At 58.1% G+C, this 18,595-nt stretch carries 19 protein-coding genes; 5 read left to right on the forward strand and 14 right to left on the reverse strand.

The genetic code is table 11. The annotated features are described in order from the left end of the window. Window positions 1-35 precede the first annotated feature (35 nt). The 3 genes from nhaB to ASC74_RS05815 all read right to left on the reverse strand — a co-directional run bounded on the left by nhaB (window position 36) and on the right by ASC74_RS05815 (window position 3,415). Complete coding sequence (gene nhaB, locus ASC74_RS05805) at window positions 36-1,538, reverse strand: sodium/proton antiporter NhaB (protein WP_056739995.1); 1,503 nt, start codon at window positions 1,536-1,538, stop codon at window positions 36-38. A 78-nt stretch (window positions 1,539-1,616) separates the two neighbouring features. Further along, entirely contained in the window at window positions 1,617-2,906 is a 1,290-nt protein-coding gene (locus ASC74_RS05810) for a hypothetical protein (RefSeq protein ID WP_056739997.1), read from the reverse strand. 239 nt (window positions 2,907-3,145) lie between these two features. Beyond that, on the reverse strand, window positions 3,146-3,415 hold the full coding sequence (locus tag ASC74_RS05815; RefSeq protein WP_008149930.1) for a hypothetical protein: 270 nt from the start codon (window positions 3,413-3,415) through the stop codon (window positions 3,146-3,148). A gap of 342 nt (window positions 3,416-3,757) precedes the next feature. On the opposite strand from ASC74_RS05815, the gene ASC74_RS05820 reads away from it, so the two are divergent. Further along, window positions 3,758-5,083 carry a sigma-54 dependent transcriptional regulator gene (locus tag ASC74_RS05820; protein ID WP_056740000.1) on the forward strand — a complete coding sequence of 442 codons (1,326 nt, stop codon included), beginning with the start codon at window positions 3,758-3,760 and terminating at the stop codon, window positions 5,081-5,083. A gap of 171 nt (window positions 5,084-5,254) precedes the next feature. Here ASC74_RS05820 and ASC74_RS05825 read toward each other — a convergent pair whose 3' ends face one another. From ASC74_RS05825 to ASC74_RS05865, 9 genes are all read right to left on the reverse strand, one after another. Beyond that, window positions 5,255-6,535 (reverse strand): hypothetical protein, encoded by a 1,281-nt coding sequence (locus ASC74_RS05825; RefSeq protein ID WP_056740002.1) that lies wholly within the window; start codon window positions 6,533-6,535, stop codon window positions 5,255-5,257. A 46-nt stretch (window positions 6,536-6,581) separates the two neighbouring features. After that, window positions 6,582-7,322: a hypothetical protein gene (locus tag ASC74_RS05830; RefSeq protein WP_056740005.1), complete on the reverse strand. Its 741-nt coding sequence runs from the start codon at window positions 7,320-7,322 to the stop codon at window positions 6,582-6,584. 34 nt (window positions 7,323-7,356) lie between these two features. Further along, window positions 7,357-8,037 (reverse strand): C39 family peptidase, encoded by a 681-nt coding sequence (locus tag ASC74_RS05835; RefSeq protein WP_056740006.1) that lies wholly within the window; start codon window positions 8,035-8,037, stop codon window positions 7,357-7,359. Window positions 8,038-8,099: 62 nt separating this feature from the next. After that, window positions 8,100-9,575, reverse strand: coding sequence for a hypothetical protein (locus ASC74_RS05840; protein ID WP_056740008.1), 1,476 nt, complete (start codon window positions 9,573-9,575; stop codon window positions 8,100-8,102). A gap of 51 nt (window positions 9,576-9,626) precedes the next feature. Further along, window positions 9,627-10,199, reverse strand: a complete 573-nt coding sequence (locus ASC74_RS05845; protein WP_056740010.1) for a hypothetical protein — start codon at window positions 10,197-10,199, stop codon at window positions 9,627-9,629. 1 nt (window position 10,200) lies between these two features. Next, window positions 10,201-10,638: a hypothetical protein gene (locus ASC74_RS05850; RefSeq protein WP_056740012.1), complete on the reverse strand. Its 438-nt coding sequence runs from the start codon at window positions 10,636-10,638 to the stop codon at window positions 10,201-10,203. Window positions 10,639-10,968: 330 nt separating this feature from the next. Continuing rightward, window positions 10,969-11,493, reverse strand: a complete 525-nt coding sequence (locus tag ASC74_RS05855; protein WP_056740014.1) for an AAA family ATPase — start codon at window positions 11,491-11,493, stop codon at window positions 10,969-10,971. Then, window positions 11,490-12,053 carry a nicotinamide riboside transporter PnuC gene (gene pnuC, locus ASC74_RS05860; protein WP_056740016.1) on the reverse strand — a complete coding sequence of 188 codons (564 nt, stop codon included), beginning with the start codon at window positions 12,051-12,053 and terminating at the stop codon, window positions 11,490-11,492. The genes ASC74_RS05855 and pnuC overlap by 4 nt, the downstream gene beginning before the upstream one ends. A gap of 98 nt (window positions 12,054-12,151) precedes the next feature. After that, a complete protein-coding gene (locus ASC74_RS05865) occupies window positions 12,152-13,786 on the reverse strand; it encodes a methyl-accepting chemotaxis protein (RefSeq protein WP_056740018.1) in 1,635 nt (544 codons plus the stop codon). A 294-nt stretch (window positions 13,787-14,080) separates the two neighbouring features. Here ASC74_RS05865 and ASC74_RS05870 point away from each other — a divergent pair, with 294 nt between their 5' ends. After that, complete coding sequence (locus ASC74_RS05870) at window positions 14,081-14,911, forward strand: undecaprenyl-diphosphate phosphatase (protein ID WP_056740020.1); 831 nt, start codon at window positions 14,081-14,083, stop codon at window positions 14,909-14,911. Beyond that, window positions 14,908-15,336 carry a DUF1294 domain-containing protein gene (locus tag ASC74_RS05875; RefSeq protein WP_056740022.1) on the forward strand — a complete coding sequence of 143 codons (429 nt, stop codon included), beginning with the start codon at window positions 14,908-14,910 and terminating at the stop codon, window positions 15,334-15,336. The genes ASC74_RS05870 and ASC74_RS05875 overlap by 4 nt, the downstream gene beginning before the upstream one ends. Here the strand turns inward: ASC74_RS05875 and ASC74_RS05880 are convergent. Continuing rightward, window positions 15,333-15,692, reverse strand: a complete 360-nt coding sequence (locus ASC74_RS05880) for an MmcQ/YjbR family DNA-binding protein (RefSeq protein WP_008149946.1) — start codon at window positions 15,690-15,692, stop codon at window positions 15,333-15,335. The two genes, ASC74_RS05875 and ASC74_RS05880, sit on opposite strands and share 4 nt — an antisense overlap. Beyond that, window positions 15,689-16,597, reverse strand: a complete 909-nt coding sequence (locus ASC74_RS05885; RefSeq protein WP_056740024.1) for a LysR substrate-binding domain-containing protein — start codon at window positions 16,595-16,597, stop codon at window positions 15,689-15,691. Before ASC74_RS05885 ends, ASC74_RS05880 begins: the two co-directional genes overlap by 4 nt. A 129-nt stretch (window positions 16,598-16,726) precedes the next feature. Here ASC74_RS05885 and ASC74_RS05890 point away from each other — a divergent pair, with 129 nt between their 5' ends. Beyond that, a complete protein-coding gene (locus ASC74_RS05890) occupies window positions 16,727-17,338 on the forward strand; it encodes an FMN-dependent NADH-azoreductase (protein ID WP_056740026.1) in 612 nt (203 codons plus the stop codon). Window positions 17,339-17,517: 179 nt separating this feature from the next. Continuing rightward, entirely contained in the window at window positions 17,518-18,555 is a 1,038-nt protein-coding gene (locus ASC74_RS05895; protein ID WP_056740028.1) for an alpha/beta hydrolase family protein, read from the forward strand. Window positions 18,556-18,595: the final 40 nt, after the last annotated feature.

The following is an 18,595-nucleotide window of genomic DNA, read 5'->3' on the forward strand; positions in this document are numbered from 1 at the left end:
GTTGCACTCGACAGCTCCTACAGGTTGATTGGGGTTTACAGCCAGAAACTCACTGCATACCAGCCAAGAACACCCATCACCACGGTGTACGGCAACGCCATCCACACCATCCGTCCGTACGACAGGCGAATCAGCGGTGCAATCGCCGAAGTCAGCAGGAACAGAAACGCAGCCTGACCATTGGGCGTCGCCACGCTCGGCAGGTTGGTGCCGGTGTTGATCGCAATCGCCAGCGTCTCGAAATGCTCACGGCTCATGTGGCCAGAGATAAAGGCCTGTTTCACTTCGGTGATGTAAATGGTCGCGACGAACACGTTATCGCTGATGGCCGAGAGCAAACCGTTGGCAATAAACAGCATGCCCGGCTGTTGATCCGCTGGCAGCGCCAACACCCACTGGATCAAAGGCGTGAACAGTTGCTGATCGTGAATCACCGCCACCACCGCGAAAAACACCACCAGCAGTGCTGTGAACGGCATGGCGTCCTTGAACGCGTTGCCGATACGGTGCTCGTCGGTGATGCCAGTGAATGCGGTGATCAGCACGATCACCATCAAGCCGATCAGGCCGACCTCAGCAATGTGGAACGCCAGCCCCGCAATCAGAATCAGCGCTGCCAATCCCTGCACGATGAGCGCTGCACGTTGGCGCGAGGTGCGTTCGGCATTGTCTTCGGCGGCGTAATTGGCCAGAACCGCACGCACGTTGTCCGGTAACAGCGTGCCGTAACCGAACCAGCGAAGTTTCTCCAGCAGGACGCAGGTCACCAGGCCTGCCACCAGGACCGGCAATGAAACCGGGGCGACTTTCAGAAAGAACTCAGAGAAGTGCCAGCCCATCTCGTGGCCGATCAACAGGTTCTGCGGCTCACCGACCAATGTGCAAACACCGCCCAGTGCGGTCCCCACGGCGCCGTGCATCAGCAGACTGCGCAGAAAGGCGCGGAATTGTTCGAGGTCGGCGTGATGCAGTGTGGGCAGGTGCTGGTCATCGCCAAACTCGCTGTCCTGACGCGGATCGTTGCCGGAGGCGACGCGGTGATACACCGAGTAAAACCCGACGGCTGCACTGATGATCACGGCGGTCACGGTCAAGGCATCAAGAAACGCCGACAGAAACGCCGACAGGAAGCAGAACATCAACGCCAGCAGTGCCTTGGAGCGAACCCCGAGCAGCAGTCGTGAGAACAGAAACAGCAGTAGGTCTTTCATGAAGTAGATGCCGGCCACCATGAACATCAGCAGCAGGATCACCGGGAAGTTGTGCACCAGCTCGTCGTAGAGCGCCTGGGGCGTGGTCATCTTCAGCAACAGCGCTTCGATCAACAGCAGGCCGCCGGGCATCAACGGATAACACTTGAGCGCCATGGCCAGGGTGAAGATGAACTCCAGCACCAGCAGCCAACCGGCCACCACCGGGCCGACGGTCCACAACACCAGTGCGTTGAGAATCAGGAAACCGACAATGCTTGCCTTGTACCAGCGGGGTGAATGCCCGAGAAAATTGTGCGCGAACGCCTGAGCCATTGAACCGGGCATCGGCTACTCCTTGTATTAAGAAGCGCGCAACTTGCCGTAAGCGGAAGGGAAGATCAAGTGCAGGAAAGCTGTGCAGGCCTACCGCAGATAGCGTGCGACGATCGCTCGATAGTTGCCGTCCAGTGAATAGCCTCCGACGACGATGTTTCCATCGGTCTGCATGACCACGGAAGTCGCGGTATCCAGGCTGCGGCCCAGGCGGGTGCGAACCCAGCCGGTGCCATTGCCGAAGCTGCGATCGAGCTGCCCGTCGGGCAGATGCCGCGCCAGAATGAAATCCGCCTCGACGCCGCCGATCGTGGCCCCGACCGTCACCACGCAGCCGTCCGGCAGTGCCTGTGCGTCGGTCCACTGGCAACCACTGTGACCGATTTCCAGCAGTTGGGCCTGGCCTCCATTGCAATGAATGTCCGGGCGACCATTGCTGTGTACTTTCAGTGCCAGGCAATGCATCGGGTCGCGGCTGCTGCCAAAACACTGCACATCGCCATTTTCCTGTTGGACGATCCGGCTGACCTGAGCGCTATACCCACGTGCCTTGAAGGTCATGAAACCATCCACGGCAAAACAATCGTCGAGCCTGCCGTCGGTGTGATAGCGGGCCAGCAGACCTTCTTCAGGGAAGTTGATCGACCCGCCCACCAGGATCCGGCCGTCTCGTTGCACCATCAGGCTGCTGAGCCAGGTATTCATCAGCAAGTGCCTGACAATCACGAAGCCACGACCGTTGAAGGTGTCGTCCAGTGAGCCGTCGGTGTTGAGGCGTATCAGCATGCCGACATGATCGGACAGTTCGAAGTGATGATTGGCCTGCAGCAGGATTCGACCATCCTCCTGCACGCAGATATCACAACCTTCTGCGCCCGATACGCCGGGGGGGAGCCAAGTGTCACGCACGCCTTGGGAAAGACCACCCGGCAGACGCACGACGCAGCGGCCATTGTCGCCAAAACATTGAACCGGCCGACCATGCCGATCGAACAGGGCGAGGGCGGGCAGTGTCCGGTGAGCATTTTCGTAGTGCAGGCCGGCTACCAGAATGTGCCCATCGGGCAGTACGTGGACTTTGCCGGCCATGGCCTCGAAGCCGTGTTGAAATTGCCCGATGACGCTGCCTTGATTGCCGAATGCCAGATCCGCCGAGCCGTCCTCGAGCAAGCGAGCCAGGCCGAAGCGACTGCCGCCTGGCGTTCCGACCTTGGCCGCCACGAGCAACCTGCCACGTGAATCAATCGCGACCCCGTTGGCCATGCTTGAGAGGCTGCCAGCGAAATACACCTGGGTTTTGCCAGACGAGGCAAAGGTTGTATCAAGTTTCCCGGCGTCACTCAGTGTTGCCGGTAATGCAAACGCGGTCTGGATTGACATGCACGCAGCTCCTTGCGAGTCGTCCTGAACCGGGAGTTTGGGTGGCGACTGTATAAGGAAACATTCAATCCCTGAACGGCTGGATGCACAACTGTCATAACTAACAGGCGGAGGGTCGTTGTGTGCCAGAACAGTGTCTTTTCGAACCACTGACAAGCCTGCCAAGTAATTGGGCGGGTGCAAGTTCGAATAATAATCGGGGGAGGGCGCGGGTTGCCGTTTGGTAACCCGCAAAACGCTTAGTGCGGCATCGACCACGATTGGAGTTTGTAACCCTCCTCGCTCAATTCCGCACGTGCCGCTTCAAGCAGGCATTCAAGTTGCGCAGGATCGGTATAGGCACTGCTTGGGATCTGCTTACGGCCGATGCTGCGGGTGTTGGTGCGATCGATAACGGTCAGGCTGAGTTCGCCATTGCCGTCTTGTGGGGCCCAGGCCACGCATTGGAACGGTTGGAATGCGCGGTCGGCAATCAAAAGAGCTTCGTTGATACGGAGCGGGGCGTTCATGGGTTTTTCTCTCTGTATGCCCAATCAAGTGATGTGCCGTCGGTTGGGCTTACCGTTCGGCTGGTTACTTGTACTGATGCCCGCAACCGGGGGGCGGGTCACATACAATTAAAAGAAATATCAACTTTCTTTCATTGGCTCAAGGTGTGGACAGGATTTGAAAGCTGAATGAAAGGCAGGACTCGTTAGGCCACTGACTAAGTCACCTCTTATAACTAATAACGCAACCGCCCTATAGTCAAACGGTACAAGGTCACGTCAAATTATTGCTAACGTTACAGCCAGGTCCGCCAAACGACTGTTTTTAATAAAATTTCATAAATTTGGCGCCAAGGAACAGTCATGATCGAAGCGCCTGCCTTACGACGTCTGTTAGTAGTGGACCCTTGCGACGACTGTCATCGTCTGCTGCCAGTTTTGCGCTCTGTGGGTTGGGACGTTGACAGCTGCAGCCTGGAAAACGCAGGAGACAAAACCTGCGATATCGGCCTGTTGCGTTTGCAGCCTTTTCACCTCGAACGCCCGGAAGCCGTCAAAGAGCTGATCAGCCGTAGCGGTACCGAGTGGATCGCCGTACTCAACCAGGAAGTCCTGCGATTGCAGAATGTCGGGGACTTTGTCTGCGAATGGTTTTTTGATTTCCATACCTTGCCATTCGATGTGTCCCGGGTTCAGGTGACGCTGGGCCGGGCATTCGGAATGGCACGTCTGCGTGGGCAGGGCACGGTTCACATTGATCAGCCTGAGCACGAGCTGCTTGGCGACAGCAAACCCATTCGCGAACTGCGCAAGTTGCTGAGCAAGCTGGCGCCCACCGAGTCTCCGGTATTGATCCGTGGTGAAAGCGGTACCGGTAAAGAACTGGTCGCCCGCACCCTCCATCGACAATCCCAACGTCATAGCAAACCCTTTGTCGCGATCAATTGCGGCGCAATTCCCGAGCACTTGATCCAGTCCGAACTGTTTGGCCATGAGAAGGGGGCTTTTACTGGAGCCCATCAACGCAAGGTCGGGCGGATCGAAGCGGCTAACGGCGGCACGCTGTTTCTCGACGAAATCGGTGATCTGCCCCTGGAACTGCAGGCGAACCTGTTGCGTTTCCTCCAGGAAAAGCACATCGAGCGGGTGGGCGGCAGTCAGCCGATTCCCGTGGATGTGCGGGTGTTGGCGGCGACCCATGTCGATCTTGAGGCCGCGATCGAGAAGAAACGCTTTCGTGAAGATCTGTATTACCGCCTGAACGTGTTGCAGGTCGCGACCGCGCCCCTGCGTGAGCGCAATGGCGATCTGTCGATGCTGGCCAACCACTTTTCCCATTTCTACAGCCATGAAACCGGCCGCCGTCCGCGCAGCTTCAGTGAAGACGCCTTGATTGCCATGGGCAAGCATGACTGGCCGGGCAATGTGCGCGAGCTGGCCAACCGGGTACGTCGCGGGTTGGTACTGGCAGAAGGCCGGCAGATCGAAGCGCGAGACCTGGGGCTGATCAGCCAGCAGGCCGTTGCCGCGCCGATGGGCACGCTGGAAAACTACAAGCACCGGGCAGAGCGCCAGGCCTTGTGCGATGTACTTAACCGCCACAGCGATAATTTGAGCATCGCCGCCAAGGTACTGGGGATATCCAGGCCTACCTTCTACCGTTTGTTGCACAAGCATCAGATACGTTAGACGCAAGATCAAAAGATCAAAAGATCAAAAGATCAAAAGATCGCAGCCTCCGGCAGCTCCTACAGGGTGAACACATTCCAACGTAGGAGCTGCCGGAGGCTGCGATCTTTTGATCTTCGACAAAAAAGCCCCGCCGGGATTGAAGTCGCAGCGGGGCTTTGTTGTTGTGGATCAGAAGTAGTACGGGAATTTCAGGCTGAAGGAAAAGTCTGGCGAGTCGTCGGTCAGGCCGATGGCCAGGTTGGGAACGATCGTCAGGTTATTGGTTGCTGCCAGGGTCATGCCGATGTTGAAGTTAGCCGAGTTGTAATCGCTGTTGGTAATCGATTGCCAATCGCCACCGTCCGGCTTGATCTTGCTCTTGCGGGCGAACTGATCGGTGAACGAGAACGACATACTCATCTTCTCGTTCAAGGCGAATGCAATACCGGCGCCGACCTGCCAGGAATCGCCCAGTTTCACGTCCCCGCGCACCTTGGAGTCGACCTGAGGGCTGATGTCGCTGAAAGAGTCTTGCATGTTGTAGGTGTAGGCCAGGCTGCCGAATAGCACGGCCGGGTCGAAGGTCTTGACCAGCGAGATACCCGGGGTGATCGACCAGATACCATTGCCGGTAGGCAAGTCCTCGGGTACCGCGAGGTTATCGTTGTTCGGGTCCTTGATCAGCTTGATGCCGTATGGATCCTTACCGGTCGGCGCTTTGACGCGCAGTGTAGCGACCGCGTCGGGCAGGCTGGCCGACTCATCCAGAAACTTGTAAGCAATGCCAAAGTTCACATCGCCGATGGTCGGGTCGCGGGTAACGGTTGAGTCCGACGTCACCGGGCCAGCGCCACCTGCGCCACCGGAGGAATACGTTGATTCGCGATAAACCACGGGGACGTTAATGTCGAACTGCCAGCGTTGTGCCACGTTGTAGCGACCGGTCAGGTCCAGTGTCCAGTTATCCGCCTTGATACGGTCGATATCGATGTTGCCAAGAAAAATCGAGTCCAGTGCCAGAAAGCCATTGAGCGTCAGCGCACGGGTATCGTAGTGCGTGTAGGTTATGCCGGTTTCGAAGCTGAACTTGCCGCCACCGAAGAAGCCGCTGGCTTCGTCATACAGGTTGGAAACGCTTTGCGCAGGCTCCGAATCATCCTTGAGCGATTGGCCGTATGAACTGCCTGTGGTTCCCGGCGCACCGGCGGCCACCGTCTGGCCACCCTTGGGCGCTTCGGCAGGGGATTTGGTCAGGCGTTTGGGGGCCGGTGTCGCAGGTGCTTCTTCGACTTGGCGAACGCGTTGCTCGAGTACCATCAGCGCGTTCTGTTGTGCTTCGTAACGCTGTTTCAACTCCATGAGTTCTTGTTTTAGTATCTCGACCTGGGGGTCCGGTGCTGCGTACAGCAGTGTCGCCGGGGCCAGGCTACTCAAACAAACGATAGCTCTGAACGTTAACGATCGGTGCATGGGTTAGCCGTCCCTTCTGACTTCATCTGATGAGACTGAGCGTAGATCAGAATCCTTGAGTGCGAAGACCTTTGAGCTGGTCCAGGTTGCCGTTCAGCGACCCGCCTGTCGCTGCGTTGTCACGCAGCACGATATTGAGGGACGTGAAGTTGCGGACCTGGTTGCCACCGCCGAGCAACGTCGTGTTCTGCATCAGCCCACCCTGGCCCAGGCGTTGTACGGTACTGCCCTGGTTGTTGTTGGCCACGATGTTGAGTTGCACACCCGTACCGGCCGAGGAAATGCTCAGCGAGCCCGCGCCATTGGCGCCGACCAACGTCGAGCCAGCGGCCAGTGCCTGGCCCTGCTGTTGCGTATCTGGCGCTTGGTTAGCCTTTGTGACGTTGATATCAACGTTGTTGTAGGCAGTGTTATGGTCGCCGGCAGCGCGCACGACTTGAGTGACGCCTTCTGTGGTGTTGAGGCCGCTGCCACCCGTGATGGTACCGGTGCCTTGCGAACTCGCTGAGCCATTACCTTTTTCGTTGATGATCGACACATAGAACTGTGGCGTGATGGTCGATTGTTGAATTTGCATCGAGGAAGTTGCCCCGATCACTTCACCGTTGGCATTTTGCCAAGTGCTGGTCATGACAATGCCGAAACTGACGATCCGTCCGGGCATGACATAGCGGCCTCGCAAGCTCGCCAATTCCTGATCGTTCAGTTCAATGGGTTTGAATATCTGTGCCTGGGCCGGCAGGCTGGCGGCCAGGCAAACCACGGCCAGCCAGATTGGAGTCTTCATTGGAATGCTCCCGGAGCGTCGTGCTCCCTTGTTATTAGAAGAAGTCGCTTTGGATGAATCCGAAATCCATCAACTCTGCGTCTTGCACCGGGCTGAAGGTGTTGATGCGGTTCTTGGCGGTCAGTGGCAGGGGAGGGTCGAGCAACGCATTGGTTTTGTCGTAGCCCTGGCCGATGACGGCAAAGATGATGCCGTTCCAGCCTTTTACAAAGTCTTCGACTTTGTAACGTTTATGACCGAGTACCGGATCGCCGATATAGACCCAGCCCTCATGGACTTTTTGCATGACCACAAAATGTTTGTAGCCACGGATATCCATGAGCACCACAACCGGAATTCTGATCTCGCTCAACGTTTGCGTCGCTACCCGGTAACCACGGGCCCGCATGCCGAGACTTTCCACGTAGCGCTTCATGTCGAGCATGGAAAAGCCCTGGACGCGGACAAGATCCTGATCGGAGTTTGCCAGCATGCCTTCGATGATTTGTTCTTCGTTCACGTCCAGCCAATAGGCCTGGCGCAATACGGTCGCCAGCGCAGCTGCGCCGCAACTGAAGTCGGTTTTCTGTTGCACCAGGTTGGCAAATTTACGCTCGCGTATGCTCTGGATCGGCTTATACACCACCGCGCCGCCCGGCAGGACGGAAAGCGGCAGTTGTGCAGCCTCGATCACACTGGCCACGCAAAGCAAAAATGCCAAGGCGATAATGCGCATAGTGGGACGCCTTCTGGTTGTGTTGAAAAAGGCCCCCATAAGGGGGCCTCAAGAGACAACAATTAGAACGACTGGTTGGCAATGGACAGCGAGTTGCTTTGTTGGTTACCCACACCGGCAGCCACGTTGACGCCCAGGTTGCCGCTACCGCCATTCACCGAACCGCTCAGGGTTGCAGTGTTGGTGATAGGGTTGGCCCAGCCAGTTGGAGTCAGCACTTGATAAGAGTAGGTGTTGCTCAAATCAAATGAGCTGCTTTCACTGAAGCTTCCTGCTTTTGCGAACTCGGATTCGGACGATTTGCTGCCCGATTTTTCGAACGAGGAAGCGTTCGATTTCTCGAACGATTTATCGAACGATTTTGCGAACGAGGAATCGCGCGATTTGTCGTACGAGGAGTCGTGAGCTCTGTCGTACGAGGAGTCGCGAGATCTGTCGAACGAGGAATCGCGAGATCTGTCGAACGAGGTATCGCGCGATACGTCAAGCGATGCGTCAACCGATGCGGTAAGCGAAGCGTCGGAACTCCTGCTGCGGGTGCGATCGCCATTGCCATTATTGAAGGTAGTGGAACTGGAAGCCGCCGCAGCAGCATCCAAACTAGCGCTCAAGGAAGCGCTCAAGGATGCACTCGAAGAACCGCTTGCACTGCTGCTGTTGGAACCGCTTGCAGAACTGCTGTTAGAACCGCTCGCAGTACTGCTGTTGGAACCGCTCGCATTGCTGCTCTTCGAACCGCTTATATCAACGCTAAGGGAGCCGCTGGAATTAGAGCTCTTGGCACCGGCCGCGGCCCAGCTCGAAGAAGCGCTTTCACTGCCGCTAACATCGAATGACTTATCTTTAGAGAAACTACCGCTGGCCGTGTTGGTAACCGTAATCGTATCAACGCGGTACGTCCGATCGGCGTTGTTAGTCACTGTCAGACCAGGACTCCTTTGATCGGCAGAGGCGGAGGCCGTTGCGCTACCGAGCGAGGCGTTGGAGTTGGCAATTGCCATGGTGTTTTTCTGTTGGTTAAGGTCGCCGCCAGCAATGTTGATACCCATATTGCCGCTGCTGCCATTACCCGATCCGCTCATCACGGCAGAGGCTGTGCTTCCGTAGTTGTAGACCTTGTTATCGTTGCTGTATTGCGTGACTTTAGCGCTGGCATCGGCCATGCCGAACACAAAGGTGTTATCGAGACTGGAGGTGGCGCCAGCGTTTGCGATGGCGGCCGCGTTGTCTTGTTGGTTGCCGTCGCCTGCAGCAACGTTGACGCCGACGTTGCCGCTGGCGCCTGTGCCAGAGCTACTCATCTCAGCGTTGTTCTGAGTCCCTTGGTTGAGGATGCGGTTGCCGGTACTGGACTGGTTATCCCAAGCCTTGGCCGTCGCATAGACAGGGATCTTTGTTGGAGGAGGGGTGTGGTGACCGTTGTTATGGCCATTGTGGTGGCCATTGTGGTGGTCGTCACGCTGCCCAGCTTGTGCAGCAACAGCCAAGACCGCAGCGATTGCAAAAACCAGAGGCTTTATTGCCATCGAAGGTTTCATGGTGGTTCTCCGTACTTATTTTAGGTTAAGTGTTGTACCTACCTGTTTGGGTCAATCCGTGACCCGTACGCTCAGGGTATTGGCCGTTCGGTTTCCCACCCCGGCGCTCTGATTCAACTGGATCACCCCACGGCTACCGGTGAAGGCCTGATCGCTGGTAGCGACCTGGCGATAGCCTGGTGCAGAGTCCGTTGGATCGGAGTTGGTGATCAGCGTCACGTTCTGTTGCCTGAGGACGCTGTCGTCGATGCTTTGCGGCTGTGTACCGATGCTTATCCGCAGGGCATTGGCTTGCTGGTTGCTGGCGCCCGCGCTCTGGTTGACGCCCAGTACGCCGTTGCCGTGGCTGAAGGAGTCGCCTTGAATGCTGGATCGCGCATCGATCCTGGGGTCGACCACCGTACGCAGCCGTTGGCGAATCTGTGTGGTCGCGCTGGCTCCATGGCCAACGGCGATGGCCCGGGCGTTCGCCTGCTGCTGCAGGTCGCCGGCAGCCTGGTTGACCCCGAGGTTGCCCTGGTACTGGACGCCCGAACCGTCGATGTTGGCGTTATCGATGACGGGGGATTGGGCAAAGGTCGATGCACTGCAAAACATGGCGATAATCAGCAGCGTACGATTCATCTCAACGGTCTCCCGTTATGACTTTCAGAGCACCCAGGCCTTGCTGGACGCTTGAATTGACCATGTTGGCAATACCGTTGCCAGCATTTCCCGAACGTCCAGCGGGGAGGTTGGAAAGCTGGGTCTGGTTGCTGATATTGCCGCCCAGGTTGTTGGTGTTTTGAGTGATCAGGCGGGAGATACTTGCACCACTGGCGACGCTGGCAAAGTCGCCGTCGCTCAATTCGCTCGTTTGCGCGAGGATTTCTTTGGACGGATTGGCATTGGCGGTCGTGGGGTTAGGGTCGGGCGCCACTGGTGCACGCGTTGCCATGCGCGGTTGGACATCTCGTTTGATAATAATGATGCCGTTGTCAGCCTGTACGGGCAGGCAGACACTTGAGCCCAGTGCGCATCCGATCAGCAGGAGGCTATAGATGTTGTTTACAAGTTTCCCCACGGCGGCAATTCCTTCTGTAAGTGGAACGCTGGCCCTTATCAGCGTTGCGAGGAAGAGAGCAGAAGGTGTGCCGGTTTTCGTTTTTCTTTTAAAAACAGTTGGTTGGCTTTAATTGTCGAGGTGGTCAATAAGTTTTGTAACGCCACTGAGACAGAACCACGCAAAAACGCCGTCCATGCTGGCGGTATTGCTCGCTAAGGGCGCTGAAGGCAGGTTGTATCAGTGGCTTAACATTTTCTTGCAGGAGTGCTTGAGCCGCTTTAGCTCGCGGGTTTGCGCAGGGGATGGTGTTTCAGGAGTGGACATTTTCGGCAGGGCGGGGTACCGCTGTCAGGTCTTTAGCAGGCGCATCACAGCCTCGAATGCGGCATCCTTGCGCTGCTTCCAATCACCTTGCAGCACCTGGTAAGGCTGGTGGTGCAGGTCAAGCCATTGGCGGCTGACCTGGAAAAACGCCTGGCGTTCTGCCAGTTGCGGTTGGCAACGCTGCCCATCGTCATGCCAGGCCACGGTTTCAGGGCTCAGCAGTAAATGCAGGTCGTAGTGCCGTGCCAGCAATGCGTGCTCGATCCACGTCGGGCAAGCGCCAAACAAGGTCTGGCTCCAGAGGATGTTGCTCAGCAAGTGAGTGTCGAGAATCAGCAAATGTGGCTGCCGGGCGCGTGCCTCATCCTCCCATTTCAGCTGCCCTCGGGCGATTTCCGGAATGTCGGCCAGGCAGGTGTCTCGTGGGTTTTGTTCGATGAACCAGCGTACATATTCGTCTACCATGCCCCCGCCGAAATGCTGTTGTAACTCGGCTGCCAGCCAACTCTTGCCGCTGGATTCGGGGCCTGTGAGTACCAGAACTTTCATGTGCGCAACGCCGGATCGGCCCGCCATTCCCGCCAGCCTTGCACGGCAATCAGGGCGAACAGCGCGTAGAGCCCGGCAGTCAGGTACAGGTCTTTGTAGATAAACAGCCCGACGAAGATCACATCCAGGGTGAACCACAGCGGCCAGCATTGAACGCGTTTTTGCGCCATCCATACCTGCGCCACCAGGCTGAAGCCAGTCAGTGCCGCATCGAGCCAGGGTTGTGCGGCATCGGTCCAGTTCGCCATTGCAGCGCCCAGCAACAGACTGCCGACCGCTCCAATGACCAGACTGATAGCGACCGATTTACCGTCGAGCAGGCTGACCTGCCGACCCTGTTGCGCGCCCCCCGCCTGCGTCCACTGCCACCAGCCATAGAGCTGCAATGCGGCGTAGATCACCTGCAGGAGCATGTCCGAGTAGAGCTTCACCTCAAAAAAGATCCAGCTATAAAGCAGCACCATGACCAGGCCGATCGGCCAGCACCAGGGGTTCTGTTTGACCGTCAACCAGACGGCAATGACACCGAGGGCGGCGGCAAACAGTTCAAGCCCGGACATGGAGGTTCCTTGGGGGAAGTCGAAGAGGGGGCGGATTGTAACGGCAGGCGCCGCCAAGTAGAACCGGCGTGCGCCGCCCTTTGTAGCAGGGGCTGTCGTTACACCCGGAACTGCCTGAGCAGCCCGTTCAATTGCTCACTCAATTCCTTCAGATGTACGCTGGCCACGCTCGACTGTTCGGCCGCCAGCGCCGTGCTGTGGGACAAACCGGCCGCCTGGGTGACGTTCTGGTTGATGTCCTCGACCACATGCGCCTGTTGCAAGGTCGCGCTGGCGATGGAGGCGTTCAACCCGTTGAGGTTGCGCAGCGCCTGGGCAATGGCATTCAGGCTTGCACCGGCCAGGCCGGCCTGCTCGATGGTCAACTGCGATGCACGGCTGCTGTCGCCGATCACTTTGACCGCTGCTTCGGAATGGCTTTGCAGGCGTTCGATCATCGACTGGATCTCGGCCGTGGACTTCTGGGTGCGCTGGGCCAACAGTCGCACTTCATCGGCCACTACCGCAAAACCGCGACCTTGCTCGCCGGCCCGGGCGGCTTCGATGGCCGCGTTGAGGGCCAGCAGGTTGGTTTGCTCGGCGATGGAGCGGATCACCTCGAGGACGCTGCCGATCTGCGTGCTTTCGGCGGCCAGGGTACGAATCACTTCCACCGCCTGATCGATGGTCGACGACAGCTTGTCGATCTGTTGCAGGCTGCCATCGATGTTGACCTGACCTTGCTGCGCCTGAGACTCGGCATCGCGCATTTCGCTGGCGGCGTGCTCGGCGTTTTTCGCGACGTCGTGCACGCCATATGTCACTTCATTGATGGCTGTGGCCACCAGTTCCATTTGCTGGGACTGTTGCTGACTGCGTTGCTGGGCCTGGGCCGCGTCGTTGCCCAGTTCGCTGGAAGACTGGCCCAGGGCACTGGCGGACACTTGCAGTTCCCTGATCACCAGTCGCAGCTTGGCGGTGAAGGCGTTGAAGTGGCGTGCCAGTTGCGTGACTTCATCCTGGCCGTGGGTGTCGAGGCTGTGGGTCAGGTCGCTCTCGCCGCTGGCGATGTTGGCCATGGCGTTCACGGTTTCCTGCAGTGGACGCACGATGCTGCGGGCAATCAGGATGACCAGCAGCGCCATGATCAGGGCAATCACCAGCCCCACGAGCGAGGCCTTCCAGACCTGGCCATAGAACTCGGCCTGCATGTCATCGATATACACGCCCGAACCGATCACCCAACCCCAGGGCTCGAAGAGTTTGATGTAGGAGGTTTTTTCCACCGGCGCGCTGGCGCCCGGTTTCGGCCAGCGATAGTCGACGGTGCCGGCACCCTTGGACTTGGCGACGGCGACCATTTCGTTAAACAGGGCAAAACCGTCCGGGTCGCGGATCGCCGAGAGGTTCTGGCCATCAAGCTTCGGGTTGGCCGGGTGCATGATCATCACCGGCGTCAGGTCATTGATCCAGAAGTAGTCATTCTGGTCATAACGCAGGCCGCGAACGGCGCTCAGTGCCTGCTTCTGCGCGGCGTCGCGGGTGAGGGTGCCGGCGGTTTCGAGGTCGTGGTAATAGGTCAGAATGCCACTGGCGGTTTGCACCACATGCTGGGTTTTCTGGGCCTTGGCGTGGTACAGGTCATCGTGAATCTGCTTGAGCATCAAGACGCCCAACGTCATTAGCATCAGGACGGCTACGATCAAGATGAGCCACAAACGTCGGCTGATCGACATACTGCGCAAGCTGTTCATAACGCTGTCACTCCGGTTTCTTTTTCTTGTAATAAATGATCGCCAGCATCCAACCACACTTTGCCAATCGGTCATATCCGACCCAAGTCCAATAACGCGGCAGCGCTAATCAGACTTGTCTGATAGGATTTCGGCCCCGCACGGAAAAACCTGAATCCAAGTTGATTTTTCACGGAATTTTTATGGTTCCGTCTGGATTCTATGCGCGCGGTGCAGCAGCGACGCTGACCGCAGTCAACGTTCTGAAAAAATATTTACGAGGCATGCCGTGGCGCATCGCTTCTTGGGGGATTGATGGATCTTTGGACGGCCTTGCAGGCATTGATTTTGGGCGTTGTGGAAGGGCTGACGGAGTTTTTGCCGATTTCCAGCACCGGACACCAAATCATTGTGGCGGACTTGCTCAACTTCGGTGGCGAGCGAGCCATCGCTTTCAACATTATTATTCAGCTGGGGGCGATTCTGGCGGTGGTGTGGGAGTTCCGCCGCAAGATCATCGATGTGGTGACCGGTTTGCCAACGCAGCCCGGCGCTCGCCGCTTTACCGCAAACCTGCTGATTGCCTTCATGCCGGCTGTGGTACTGGGGGTGATTTTTTCCGATTTGATCCACAAATACCTGTTCAATCCGATCACCGTCGCGACAGCGTTGGTTGTGGGCGGGATCATCATGTTGTGGGCCGAAAAGCGTCAGCATGAAGTGCATGCCGACACCGTTGATGAGATCACGTGGAAAGATGCCCTGAAAGTCGGCTTCGCCCAGTGCCTGGCAATGATTCCCGGTACTTCGCGTTCCGGCTCGACGATCATTGGTGGCTTGTTGTTCGGGCTGTCGCGCAAGACCGCTACCGAGTTTTCGTTCTTTCTGGCGATGCCGACCATGGTCGCTGCGGCCGTTTACTCGGGCTACAAATACCGCCACCTGTTCGTCCCGTCGGATTTTCCGGTGTTCGCAATCGGCTTCGTCACCGCGTTCATCTTTGCAATGATTGCCGTCAAGGGCCTGCTCAAGTTCATCGCCAGCCACAGCTACGCCGCGTTCGCCTGGTATCGCATCGCATTTGGCCTGGTCATCCTGGCCACATGGCAGTTCGGCTGGGTTGACTGGGCCGCGGTCAAGCCATGAATGACGCCAGCGCGCGCAACAACCCCGGACGCAAGCCCGCTGGAGAAGTCCGCAATCTTCAGCTGAAACTGTTGGTGTTTGCGGTGCTGTGCGCGCTGCCGCTGTACGGCTCGATGTCGTTGTGGTTGCGTGGGGTTTCCGTGATTCCGTTGGCTGCGTACGGGGTCGTCAGCCTGCTGGCGTTCTTGCTGTACTGGAGCGACAAGCGCAAGGCGCGCGCCGACCATTGGCGCACACCGGAGAACGTGTTGCATGCGGTGGAACTCGCCGGCGGCTGGCCGGGCGCCTTGCTGGCGCAGCAGCTGTTCCGTCACAAGACGCGCAAGCTCTCGTTTCAGTTGGTGTTCTGGATCATCGTGCTGATGCATCAGGTGTTCTGGATCGACCAGCTGTTTCTCGGCGCCCATCTGTTCGCGCTGTTTTAAAGCAGCAGTCCGACCTGAGTGCGCTTGGGCAACTTGCTCACCACCAATTGATGGGAACGCTGCAACAAGCCTTGCAGCTCCTCAGGGCCCAACGGGTAGGGCGTTTCCATGATGATCCACTGAGCCCGCGCCAGATACGGCGCCGGGCGGATTCCCGGGCGGTCGCAATGACCGAGAAACAAATCCTTGTCGACCTTGAAGGCCAGGGATTCGCCCCGCAGATTCTGCAAGGCAAACATCTTGTTCCCTGCAATCGAAAACACCCGCACGCCACCCCACTTGTAGTCTTCCCGCGCACCCGGCAGCGCGAGACAGAATTGCGCGACATCCTCTTCGCTCATACGTCCAGCCTTCATATCAATCGGTCCCCACAGGCATTGAATGATTCGATCAAATGGTCGAGCCAGGCGCGTACGGCCGGCATCACCCCGCGTCGATGAGGGTAGACCGCTTGCAGCCAGCCGCCAGGCAACGACCAGTCGGGCAACAACTGCACCAACGAGCCGTTTTCCAGTTCCTGCTCGCAATACATCATCGGCAGCATGGTAAAACCCTGGCCAGCGAGGGTGCAGGCCTTGCGCACGATAAAGTCATCGATGCCCAATCGCGCTTCGAGGGTGAGATCGCAGCTTTTGCCCTGTTGGTCGAGCAGGCGGATATGCACCAGGCGGTCGGCTTCCAGAGCACCGAGCACGGGCAGGTTTTTCAGGTCTTCGGGGTGGTTGATTTCACGTCCGTGCAAAAACGCGGGGCTGGCGACCATCGCCATCTGCGCCTGACGCAAACGTCGGGTGACCAGCAGCGGATCCTCATCCCCCAACTCACGCACCCGCAGCGCCACATCGACGCCCTCGGTCACCAGGTCGACGCGGCGGTTGAGCAACATGACCTCCAGTTGAACCTGAGGATACTTCTCAAGGAAATCGCTGATCACTGTCGGCAGAATTTCGTGGGCCAACCCGACGGGGCAGGACACCCGCAAACGCCCGCGAGGTTCGCTGGACATGCTGGCGACGGCTTCGTCGGCCATTTCAGCTTCCAGCAGCATCGCCTGACAGTGCCGCAGGTAACGTTCACCCACGGCGGTCAGCTTCAGTTGTCGGGTGGTGCGTTGCAGCAAGCGCGCGCCGAGGCGCTCTTCCAGCTCGGCGATGCGCCGCGACAACCGCGACTTGGGAATTCCGAGCAAACGCCCGGCCGCCGCGAAGCCACCGGCTTCAACCACCTTGGCGAAGTAGTAGAGATCATTGAGGTCTTGCATGGTGTGAGCTCGACTGTTCTATCAGTAGGACGAACTATCGCATTGTTGCCGTCTAATCAGCTATTGGTTTCGCCTGTAGGATTCTCCCCATCAGATCGCCTCATAGCGATCCTCACCTGGAGATCCCACATGAAACTGCTGCATATCGATTCGAGCATTCTTGGTGACAACTCGGCTTCCCGTCAGCTGAGCAGCGAAGTCGTTAAAGCCTGGCAAACCGCAGAGCCGACTGCCGTAGTGACCTACCGCGACCTGGCCGCCGATGCCATCAGCCATTTCTCCGCCACGACCCTGGTTGCCGCCGGCACCACCGCTGAGCTGCGTAACGCCGCGCAGCAACACGAAGCCGAGCTGAGCGCCACCACCCTGGCCGAATTCCTCGCCGCCGATGCCGTGGTGATTGCAGCTCCGATGTACAACTTCACCATCCCGACCCAACTCAAGGCCTGGATCGACCGCATCGCCGTTGCTGGTCAGACCTTCCGTTACACCGAAGCCGGCCCTGAAGGCCTGTGCGGTGGCAAGAAAGTCGTGATCGTATCGACTTCCGGTGGTCTGCATGCCGGTCAGGCGACTGGTGTTGCTCACGAAGAGTACTTGAAAGTGCTGTTCGGCTTCATCGGTATCACTGACCTCGAGTTCGTCCGTGCCCATGGCCTTGCCTACGGTGACGAAGTCCGCACCAAAGCCATGAGCGACGCTCACACGCAAATCAGCGAGCAGTTGTTCGCCGCTGCGTAAGGCTTCTGTAAAGAAAATCAAACAGCTCGGGCAATACCCAAAAAACTCTGTATTCTGATCACGCAAGTGCCAGATACGGAGTTTTTTGTTTCTGGCTGTTGCGGAATTTCATTGAATAGTGGCCCGAGTTATGCAGTCGAGGGTTAACGTCCCCGGTCAGTAACCAGGTGGAGCCTCCCATGGTGCGTCTTTGTGCAACTTTACTGATTTGTCTGCTCAGCAGCCTGAACTCAGTGCACGCCGCGCCTGCGCCGCATCCTCACTGGAGTGTCGGTTTCCATGAGATGAGCTTTCTCGACCCTCTGGACTTGCAGCCGATGCGCGCCATCGCCTTCTATCCCTCCAGTGAAAAGGAGCACTCCAGCCTCCTCGAGGGCTACACGGTCGAAGCGGGCGAAGACACCCGAGTCGCCATCGGTCGTTTCCCGATGCTGATGCTGTCCCACGGCAACACCGGAACCCCGCTGGCCTTGCACGACTTCGCCACGTCGCTGGCACGCAAAGGGTTTGTGGTGGTGGCGGTGATCCACCCCGGTGACAACTCCAAAGACCACAGCCGCCTTGGTACTTTGAGTAACCTTTACGGTCGGCCCATCCAGATTTCCGAAGCCATTACCGCGACGCTGGGTGATCGAATGCTCGCGCCCTTCGTCAATGCCGATCAGGTGGGTGTGATCGGATATTCGGCGGGTGGGGAGACGGCGCTGATTCTGTCCGGCGCGACACCAGACCTGGACCGCCTGCGCCGCTATTGTCAGGAACGCCCGGACGACCGCGATGCCTGCAACACCCAAGGCGAATTGATTGCTGACCGCGATGACTTGCAACCGGTGGCTGACCCGCGGGTTCGCGCCTTGCTTCTCATGGCGCCGCTGAGCCTGAAGTTTGGTCGCCATACCCTGGCCGACGTGCATGTGCCGGTGCTGCTCTACAGTGGCGACGGCGACAAACTGGTGGCGTTCGACAAGAATGCCGCCGCCCTGGCGCGCAAACTGCCGATCGCACCGGACTTCAAGTTGCTGGCGGGGGCAGGGCACTTTGTGTTCCTGGCGCCTTGCAATGAAGAGCAGATCCTCGCCATGCCGGCGCTGTGTACCGATGCCGATGGCGTAGACCGCAAAGACATCCATCGCAACATGATTTCCGAAGCGGGTCGTTTCTTCTCTCATGCGCTTGGCAAACCGACCCGGGCCGGGATGCAGACGGCCGATCAGTAATGTGGGAGCGGGCTTGCTCGCGAAGGCGGTGTATCAGTCA

The organism is Pseudomonas sp. Root329 (assembly GCF_001424925.1).
In the GTDB taxonomy this organism is placed as follows: domain Bacteria; phylum Pseudomonadota; class Gammaproteobacteria; order Pseudomonadales; family Pseudomonadaceae; genus Aquipseudomonas; species Aquipseudomonas arabinosi.